Annotated in this window: 8 protein-coding genes; 4 read left to right on the forward strand and 4 right to left on the reverse strand. The window is 65.0% G+C overall.

Annotated elements, in window-relative coordinates; genetic code table 11:
• From LI92_RS17835 to LI92_RS17850, 4 genes are all read right to left on the reverse strand, one after another.
• On the reverse strand, positions 1 to 271 hold a 271-nt coding region (locus tag LI92_RS17835), incomplete at its 3' end, for a helix-turn-helix domain-containing protein (RefSeq protein ID WP_286135177.1).
• A gap of 509 nt (positions 272 to 780) precedes the next feature.
• A complete protein-coding gene (gene bphC, locus LI92_RS17840) occupies positions 781 to 1,689 on the reverse strand; it encodes a biphenyl-2,3-diol 1,2-dioxygenase (RefSeq protein WP_046321249.1) in 909 nt (302 codons plus the stop codon).
• 10 nt (positions 1,690 to 1,699) lie between these two features.
• Complete coding sequence (locus LI92_RS17845) at positions 1,700 to 2,881, reverse strand: acyl-CoA dehydrogenase family protein (protein ID WP_046321257.1); 1,182 nt, start codon at positions 2,879 to 2,881, stop codon at positions 1,700 to 1,702.
• Positions 2,882 to 2,956: 75 nt separating this feature from the next.
• The gene (locus tag LI92_RS17850; RefSeq protein ID WP_046321259.1) at positions 2,957 to 4,018 is read right to left on the reverse strand and encodes a ferredoxin--NADP reductase; all 1,062 of its coding nucleotides are present in this window, start codon (positions 4,016 to 4,018) and stop codon (positions 2,957 to 2,959) included.
• A 121-nt stretch (positions 4,019 to 4,139) separates the two neighbouring features.
• Between LI92_RS17850 and LI92_RS17855 the strand changes: the two genes are divergently transcribed.
• Genes LI92_RS17855 through LI92_RS17870 form a run of 4 tightly spaced genes read left to right on the forward strand, consistent with a single transcriptional unit; the run spans position 4,140 to position 8,222 of the window.
• A complete protein-coding gene (locus LI92_RS17855; protein ID WP_046321252.1) occupies positions 4,140 to 5,762 on the forward strand; it encodes a flavin-containing monooxygenase in 1,623 nt (540 codons plus the stop codon).
• Positions 5,762 to 6,559 carry a mycofactocin-coupled SDR family oxidoreductase gene (locus LI92_RS17860; RefSeq protein ID WP_046321253.1) on the forward strand — a complete coding sequence of 266 codons (798 nt, stop codon included), beginning with the start codon at positions 5,762 to 5,764 and terminating at the stop codon, positions 6,557 to 6,559. The genes LI92_RS17855 and LI92_RS17860 overlap by 1 nt, the downstream gene beginning before the upstream one ends.
• A complete protein-coding gene (locus tag LI92_RS17865) occupies positions 6,556 to 7,401 on the forward strand; it encodes a mycofactocin-coupled SDR family oxidoreductase (protein WP_082109790.1) in 846 nt (281 codons plus the stop codon). Before LI92_RS17860 ends, LI92_RS17865 begins: the two co-directional genes overlap by 4 nt.
• A 2-nt stretch (positions 7,402 to 7,403) precedes the next feature.
• On the forward strand, positions 7,404 to 8,222 hold the full coding sequence (locus LI92_RS17870; RefSeq protein ID WP_046321255.1) for an SDR family NAD(P)-dependent oxidoreductase: 819 nt from the start codon (positions 7,404 to 7,406) through the stop codon (positions 8,220 to 8,222).
• Positions 8,223 to 8,356 lie beyond the last annotated feature (134 nt).

Raw genomic sequence — 8,356 nt, forward strand, 5'->3', positions numbered from 1 at the left:
GTACCGCCAGGGATCCCAGCTCGACGAGGCGCATGCCCAGTTCGTAGTCCCGGCCGCTGCGGCGCAGCCAGCGCAGCTGTACCAGACGCTCGAGCATGCGATGCGCCGACGATCGGGGGAGCCCGGTCCGGCGCACGATCTGCGCCAGTGTCAGGCGGCCGGGCCCGTCGAACGCGTCGAGGACCAGGGATACCCGGTCGATGACGGCGCTGGGGGTTTCGTTCGGCGCATCCTTGGCGGCGGTCATGGGCAATGCGGCTGACGCGGGCATTGATGGATCCTCCCGGACATAGTCCTAATAGGCATATGACTAATGGGCATATGCCTATCACATCGATGTTGCTGCTGTCACACTTCCGGCTGAATTGGTGTGCGCGCACATCCGCGATCCACCACGCCAGGGGCCCAGTCAGCAATCCGGATTGACGCGACAGGCCTGGGCTTAGGTGCGCGCCGGCAAACTAGTAGCTCGTCAGCGTGGCGCGGCTGTTCGTCAGGCGCAGAGCGCGCCGAGCCCCGTCGGCCGGTCGAAGCAGCCGCCCGCGTCAGAGATTCCAGGTCGACGATCGTGTCGACGCCCGGGTGCTCCGGATCGACAAATGTGGCCACGTCGGTGGCGTCCAGGTGGGCACGGTCGGCGCCCAGTGCCCCGCTATCGCCTCGTTGTAGGCGAAGCCGGGTGGCCGATACCACCGCGCGCCGGCGCTTCGGCGGCGGTGTCTGCCAGCGGCTTCATCACCATGAATCCGGCGCCGGCGGGCCGGGGAGTGAAGTCAGAGATCAGGGGCGCATCGCCGCAGGCAGGTCGTCCACCCACTGGTGGCCCCAGTAGCTGTCTGCCGTGATCTCTTCGGCGGTGTAGTAGGTGTCGTCGACCCGCATGCCGTCGGTGCCGAACTCGATGTCCCAATCCCCAGGTGCGCGGACGTAGAACGACACCATCTTGTCGTTGGTGTGCCGACCCAGTGTGGAAGACAGTTGGAAGCCGTCCTTGGCGACGCGGTCAAGCGCCTGGCCGACGCTGTCGAGGCTGTCGACTTCGACCATGAGGTGGATCAGCCCGGGGTCGCGCAGCGTCGCCGCGGGGCACAGCGCCAGGCTGTGATGACGCTCGTTGATACCCAGGAAGCGCACGCGTACCGGTCCGAACTCGGGCGGCACGGGCACTCGGAAGGCGCCGCGTGACTTGAATCCCAAAACCTCGGTGTAGAACTGAGCCGAGCCCTCGACATCGAGGGCGGGCAGCACCACATGTCCGAGGCCCTGGTCGCCCGTCACGAATCGTGCGCCGAACGGCGTGATGATCGGGGTGTGATCGAGTACCGGTCCGTGAAAGACTTCCAGCGAAGTGCCGGCCGGGTCTTCGAACGCGATGACCGCTTCGACACGGCGGGCGTCTGCTTCGGCCAGCGACAGTTGCCTGTACGGGACGCCGGCGGCCTCGAGCGTCTGCGCGAGCGTCTGCAGCTCTGCATGGTCACGCACTTCCCAGCCGACGGTCACGATCTTGTCGGTTTCGCCCGGGGACACCACGACCCGGGCGGCGCGTTCGTCCATCCGCAGGTACAGCGAATCCGGATCGGGTCCGCTGCCCCGGGCGAAACCCAGTACGCCGAAGGCGAAGTGGCGCCACCTCTCGATGTCGGTGGCTTGTACCGTCACGTAACCGAGGCTCTTGATCGGGCTCACAGGTCGCCCCCTAGATCATCGCCCGCAGGGGACCCTGCGGGTCCACGCCGAGCGAACTCAGCGCTGAGGCGTGATAGACCGTTCCCGGGGCATGGATGGCGTGTACCTGTCCGACGTGAACATCACGCCAGTATCGCTGCAGTGGCTTGTCCATCCGTGTCGCATTGCCGCCACACCGGGCGAACAGTTCGTCGACCGCGGAGACGGCACGCCATACCGCGCGAATCTGGGTGCGCCGACCGGCCGCTCGATCCTCGAACGAGACCTCCTTGCCGGCGTCGACCATGTCATAAATCCGGTCGGCGTTGGCCAGTAGTTCCTGGCGAGCGGCGTTGATGTCGGCAGCGGCTTCGCCGATCGCGAACATCACGTAGGGGTCGTCTTTGATCGCCACACCGCTGGAGTTGACCCGCGAGCGCTGGTAATCCAGCGCGGCGGCCAACGCACCTTCGGCGATGCCGATGGTCGCCGAAGAGATGCCGAGCGGGAACATCGTCGACCACGGCATCAGATAGAGCGGCTCGGTCATCCCGGCCTCCCGTTGGGCGGTGCCGTCCATCACTTCCAACGCGTTCATCGTGCGGTAGCTCGGCACGAAGGCATCGGAGACGATGACGTCCTTGGAGCCGGTGCCGCGCAATCCCACGACGTCCCAGGAGTCCTCGACGATCTGGTAGTCCTTGCGCGGCAGGATCATGTGCAGCATCTGCGGGGGCATCAACGGCTTGCCCTCGGAATCACCGATCATGGCGCCCAGAATGATCCAGTCACAGTGGTCGGTGCCGGAACTGAACTGCCAACGGCCGTTGAAGAGGTAACCACCGTCAACCGGCTTGGCGACGCCTTGCGGAGCGTAGGGCGAAGCCACCCAGGTGTCGACGTCGTCGGCCCAGATCTCGTCGCCGACGCGAGGATCGGCGTAGGCGAGCTGGTAGGGGTGAACGCCGACCACACCGTTGATCCACCCCGCGGACGGATCCAGCGCGGCGGTCGCCATCACCGTTTCGGCGAACTCACGTGGGTGCCCCTCCAGCCCGCCGTGCTTCTTCGACTGCAACAGCCGAATGCTGCCGATCTCCTTCATCGACTTGACTGTGTTGTCGGTCAGCTTGCCGATCTTCTCGGCTTCTTCGGCTTGCCCGCGCAGCTGGTCGGCCAACTCCGCGACGCGGTCGATCACCCGTTTAGTCATGGCAACGATGGTGGACGCGACGAGTGCGCGGTTGCCGACCTCGTCCCGGTGAGCGGACGACATTCACCGTCGACATCAAAACTCGACTTTCAGCCTGCTCGACAGCGGGCGTGCCTGGCAGGCCAGGAACAACCCCTCGGCGATGTCTTCGGGTTCGAGGATCGCGGCATTGCCCACATCGACCTGCCCGTCGAGCACCGTTGCCGCACACGAGCCGCAGTTGCCCTCCCGGCAGGAGAACGGAACGTCAATCCCCTGGCTGAGCATCACGTCAACCAGGTTGCGGGACTTGGGCCAGCAGAGGTGATGGGTCTGCCCGTCGATGCTGACCTCCGCATCGGCAGCCCCCACGTCGCCGGCGACGTCCTCGATCGCGACTTCGGCAAAGGGATCACCGGTGAGCGACTGGAACACTTCGAGGTGGATGTTGGCGCGTGGCACGCCGGCCTCGCCCAACGCCTCTTTCACCACCGCCATGAACGGCTCGGGGCCGCATACGAAGGACTGGTAGCTGGTGAACATCCGGGCGAAGCCGCCCAACTGGGCGCGAGTGGGCAGACCCTGGATCGACTCGAGCCAGTGCAGAACTGTGAGCCGGCCGGCATACCGCGCAGCCAGTTCTCGCAACTCGGCGGCGAAGATGACCGAACGCTCGTCACGGTTGGCGTAGCACAGCACCACCCGTCCGGTGCCCGCAGCCAGCGCCGACTTGAGAATCGACATCACCGGGGTGATGCCGCTGCCTGCTGCCCATAGCAGAAAGTCCGCGTCCAGGTCCGCGGGTGTGAACTGCCCCGACGGCGGGAGGGCATCGATCGTGTCGCCAACGGAAACGTTGTCGCACAGCCAGTTCGACACATAGCCGCCGTTCGTCCGCTTGACCGTGACCTTGTGCGTATCATCGGTGTGCGGAGAACTTGCCAGCGAGTAGCAGCGGGCGGCCGACCCGGTCAGGTCGCTCGGTACGCGCATCGTCAGGAACTGTCCCGGCCGGTAGGCGAATCGGGCACGGTGCTCGTCGGGAATCGCCAGCACCACCGACTTCGCGTCGTAACTCTCCTCGATGACGGCTGTGACGGTCAGTGCCACGGCGCGTGTGCCGCCCCCGGCTCGTTCGGCAGATTCTGCATCGGTCATGGCCGACATTGTGAGGGGGCGCGCGACTTCCGCCGGATGCCCTCACCGGTGGCCGGGAGAAATTTCCCGATGCCCGTTGACCGGGAAGTGTCGGCACCGGAACGCTCGGTGACTGCCTACGGTGGCCGCCGTGAACAGCGCGACCGAAAGCAATGTCGACGTCATCGTGGTGGGTGCCGGGTTCGGTGGCCTGTATGCCCTGCACAAGTTCCGCCAACAGGGGCTGTCGGTTCGCGTCTTCGAAACGGCACCCGAGGTCGGAGGAACCTGGTACTTCAATCGGTACCCGGGAGCGCGCTGCGATGTCGAGAGCCTGGACTACTGCTACTCGTTCTCCGATGAGCTGCAGCAGGAGTGGACCTGGACAGAGAAGTACGCCACCCAGTCCGAGATCCTCGCCTACATCAACTGGGTAGCCGACAAGCTGGATCTGCGGCAGGAAATCACCTTCAACACCAGGGTGGTATCGGCTGTTCTCGACGAGGACACGATGCGATGGATGATCGCGACCGACACCGGAGAAACCGTCGTCGGGCGCTTCGTGGTGATGGCCACCGGGCCGCTGTCCTCACCGTTGACTCCGGACATTCCGGGACTGCAGACCTTCGGCGGTGAGATCTATCACACCGCGCACTGGCCGCACGAAGACGTGGACTTCACCGGAAAGCGGGTCGGGGTGATCGGGACCGGTTCTTCGGGTGTGCAATCGATTCCGATCATCGCCGAGCAGGCCGCACAGCTGGTCGTCTTCCAGCGCAGCCCGAACTACAGCGTGCCCGCGGGCAACCGTCCGTTGACCGCCGAGGAGATCGCTCACGCCAAGGCCACCTACGACGAACGGCGCCAGATGTCTTGGCGCAGTGGCGGTGGGGCGCCGCATGTGCCACATCCGAAGCTGACCATGCAGGCCACGCTCGAAGAGCGCCGTGCGGCCTTCGAGGAACGCTGGCAGCTGGGCGGGGTGTTGTTCTCCAAGACCTTCGCTGACCAGATGATCGACATCGAGGCCAACGAGGAGGCTCGAAAGTTCTACGAAGGCAAGATTCGCGCCGTGATCGACGACCCCGAAGTCGCCGAACTGCTGATCCCCACAGACCATCCGATCGGCACGAAGCGGATCTGTACCGACACCAACTATTTTCAAACGTTCAATCGCCCCAACGTCACTCTGGTCAGTGTTCGCAAGACCCCGATCGAGGCGATCGACGAATCGGGCATCGCGACGTCTGAGATGCACTACGACCTCGACGCCATCGTCTTGGCGACCGGTTTCGACGCCATGACCGGCACGCTGGCCAAGATCGATATCGTCGGTCGGGGCGGGCAGAAGCTGGCCGATGATTGGTCACAGGGTCCTCGCACCTACCTCGGGCTCGGGGTCGACGGATTCCCCAATCTGTTCTTGGTATCCGGTCCCGGCGCACCGGCAGTGCTGGCCAATATGGTGCTGCACGCCGAGGCGCACATCCAGTGGATCTCCGCGGCCATCGCCTATCTGGACCAGCATGGCTACGCCGCTATCGAGGCCACCCCGGCTGCCGTCGACGCCTGGGTCGCGGAATGCAATCGGCTGGCCGACGCCACCCTTTTCCCCAAGGCGAACTCTTGGTATGTGGGGGCCAACGTGCCCGGAAAGCCCCGCGTGTTCATGCTCTTCATCGGCGGCTTCGCCACCTACCTCGATATCTGCGCCGAGGTCGCCGACGCAGGGTACAAGGGATTCACCCTGATCAAGGCATCCTGATGCCGAACCTCGCCGGCAAAGTCGCCGTGGTCACCGGCGCCGCGCGCGGTACGGGGCGTGCGCACTGTGAGCAGCTGGCGCAGGCCGGTGCAGACATCATCGCCATCGACCGATCCAGCGCGGCAGACGATCTGTCGATCATGGCGACGATACTGGCCGACAAGGACCGCAGATGCTTCACCGGCATCGCCGATGTCCGGGATCTCGGTTCGCTGTCGGTCGCCGTCGGTGCCGGCGTGACAGCGCTGGGCGGCCTGGACATCGTGATCGCCAATGCCGGAGTCCACGCCCCCGGAGCTCCGGTGTGGGAGCTGCCCGGCGAGGTCTGGCAGGACGCGCTCGACATCAACCTCACCGGCGTGTGGCATACGGTCAAGGCTGCCGCGCCCCACCTGCGTCAGGGCGCCTCGATCGTGATCATCAATTCCACCAGTGGAATTCGCGGCCCTGGCGATACGGCGCACTACACCGCCAGCAAGCATGCCGCGGTGGGTCTGGCCCGCACCCTCGCCAACGAACTGGGACCGCGCGGAATCCGGGTGAACACCGTGCACCCCGGAGCGGTGGCCACCCCCATGGTCCGCAACGAAGCGACCTACCGGCGACTCTGCCCTGACCTCGACAATCCGACCGAAGCGGACGCGATCAAAGTTCTCGCAGCGCGCAATCTCCTGGGTGTGCCGTGGGTGCAGCCGTATGACGTCGCCAACGCGTCGGTGTTCCTGGCTTCCGACGACGCCCGCTACATCACCGGGGCCCAACTGGTAGTCGACGCCGGAATGACCCAGAAGACATGACGATTCCTCGGCTGGCCGGAAAAGTCGCGCTGATCACCGGCGCGGCCCGCGGAATCGGGCGCGCGCAGGCGGTGCGCTTTGCCCAGGAGGGTGCCGAGATCATCGGTATCGATCTGTGTGGTCCGATCGATACGGTCCGGGTGCCGCACGCCACCCGGGCGGACCTGGAACAGACCGCCCGTCTGGTACGCGCGGCGGGTGGCCGGATGACGACGGCGGTGGCAGATGTCCGCGACAGGCAGGCGCTGGGTGCTGCGGTAGATGCTGCTGTCAGCGAACACGACGGTCTCGATATCGTCTGCGCTACGGCGGGAATCACCTCCCGGGGATCAGCGGTAGACCTGGCCGAACAAGTCTGGCGGACGATGCTGGATGTCAATCTGACCGGGGTTTTCCACACCTGCCAGGTCAGCGCACCCCATCTGATCGAACGCGGCGGCGGCGCCATGGTGCTGGTGAGTTCCATCGCGGGGCTGCGAGGACTGCCGGGCGTCGCCCATTACAGCGCTGCCAAACACGGATTGGTCGGCCTGATGCGCAGCCTCGCCAACGAGCTCGCGCCGCACCGCGTTCGGGTCAATACAGTGCACCCGACGAATGTCGACACGCCACTCATTCAGAACGATGACGTGCGGAGCGCCTTTCGCCCCGACCTGCGACGGCCGCCGACGCGGGACGAGTTCGCCGAGGTGGCCCAGGCAATGAACATGCTTGACATCGGTTGGGTGGAGCCGGTGGACGTGGCCAATGCGTGCCTGTTCCTGGGGTCTGACGAGGCCCGCGACATCACGGCGGTCGCCCTTCCGGTGGACGCCGGCGCCACCCAGCGACAGGGGAGATGAATATGCCAGACGTGAGCAGATACGGCCCGTGGGCGGTGATCGCCGGAGGCTCTGAGGGAGTGGGGGCGGAGTTCGCCCGACTTCTCGCCGAGGACGGATTCAACTTGGTGCTCATCGCCCGCAGACCGGGCCCACTGGCCCAGACCGCGCAACGTTGTCGAGCATCGGGCGTCGAGGTGCGGGCACTGTCGATCGATCTTCTCGACGGCACGGCGGTTGAACAGATCGTAACGGCCACCGCAGAACTCGAAGTCGGGCTGTTGATCTACAACGCGGGCGCGAGCACCTGTAACGAGCCGTTCTTGGAGGCGCCGCTGACCACATTAAACAAGGTCATCGACCTGAACGTGACCCGAATGCTCGAGTTGGTCCAACATTACGGTCGGGCGATGTCGGATCGGCAGCGCGGCGGAATCATGCTCGTCGGATCGCTCGCCGGATACATGGGAGCTTGGCGGCACACCGTCTACGCCGGAGCCAAGGCATTCTCCAGGATGTTCGCCGAAAGCCTCTGGTTGGAACTTCGGGACCGCAATGTCGACGTATTGGAGTTGGTGCTGGGCGTGACCCGGACACCGGCGATGGAGCGCGTCGGTCTCAATTTCGATGTTCCCGGAATGATCGTCAATGAGCCGGCCGACGTTGCCCTCGAGGGCCTTGCGCACCTGGCTGACGGTCCGGTCTATGTCGCCGGAGGAAACCTACCGACCGCGGTGGCTAACAGTGCACCTGATCGCGCCCATGTCGTTGTCGAGTCACATCAGCGGATTCTCTCGCTGGTGAATCAGCGGGATCACCATGCGGCACGTGATGTCCGGTGAGTAGACGATGACATTCCGACCGGCGCGGATCGGCGGACAGTACAGCGAGTTTTCCGGGCTGGGTTCGGTCCGGCTGGTTTTCGAATAGATTCGAATAGAGGAGCTTTCATGGCTGCCAAGGCCTCAGTGGCAAT

Source organism: Mycobacterium sp. UM_Kg1 (assembly GCF_000972925.1).
Lineage (GTDB): Bacteria > Actinomycetota > Actinomycetes > Mycobacteriales > Mycobacteriaceae > Mycobacterium > Mycobacterium hiberniae.

Excerpts from the sequence above, each read along its gene's own strand:
- LI92_RS17845 (WP_046321257.1), bottom strand. The coding sequence starts at position 2,881 with ATGACTAAACGGGTGATCGACCGCGTCGCGGAGTTGGCCGACCAGCTG.
- LI92_RS17865 (WP_082109790.1), top strand. The coding sequence starts at position 6,556 with ATGACGATTCCTCGGCTGGCCGGAAAAGTCGCGCTGATCACCGGCGCG.
- LI92_RS17860 (WP_046321253.1), top strand. The coding sequence starts at position 5,762 with ATGCCGAACCTCGCCGGCAAAGTCGCCGTGGTCACCGGCGCCGCGCGC.
- LI92_RS17870 (WP_046321255.1), top strand. The coding sequence starts at position 7,404 with ATGCCAGACGTGAGCAGATACGGCCCGTGGGCGGTGATCGCCGGAGGC.
- LI92_RS17850 (WP_046321259.1), bottom strand. The coding sequence starts at position 4,018 with ATGACCGATGCAGAATCTGCCGAACGAGCCGGGGGCGGCACACGCGCC.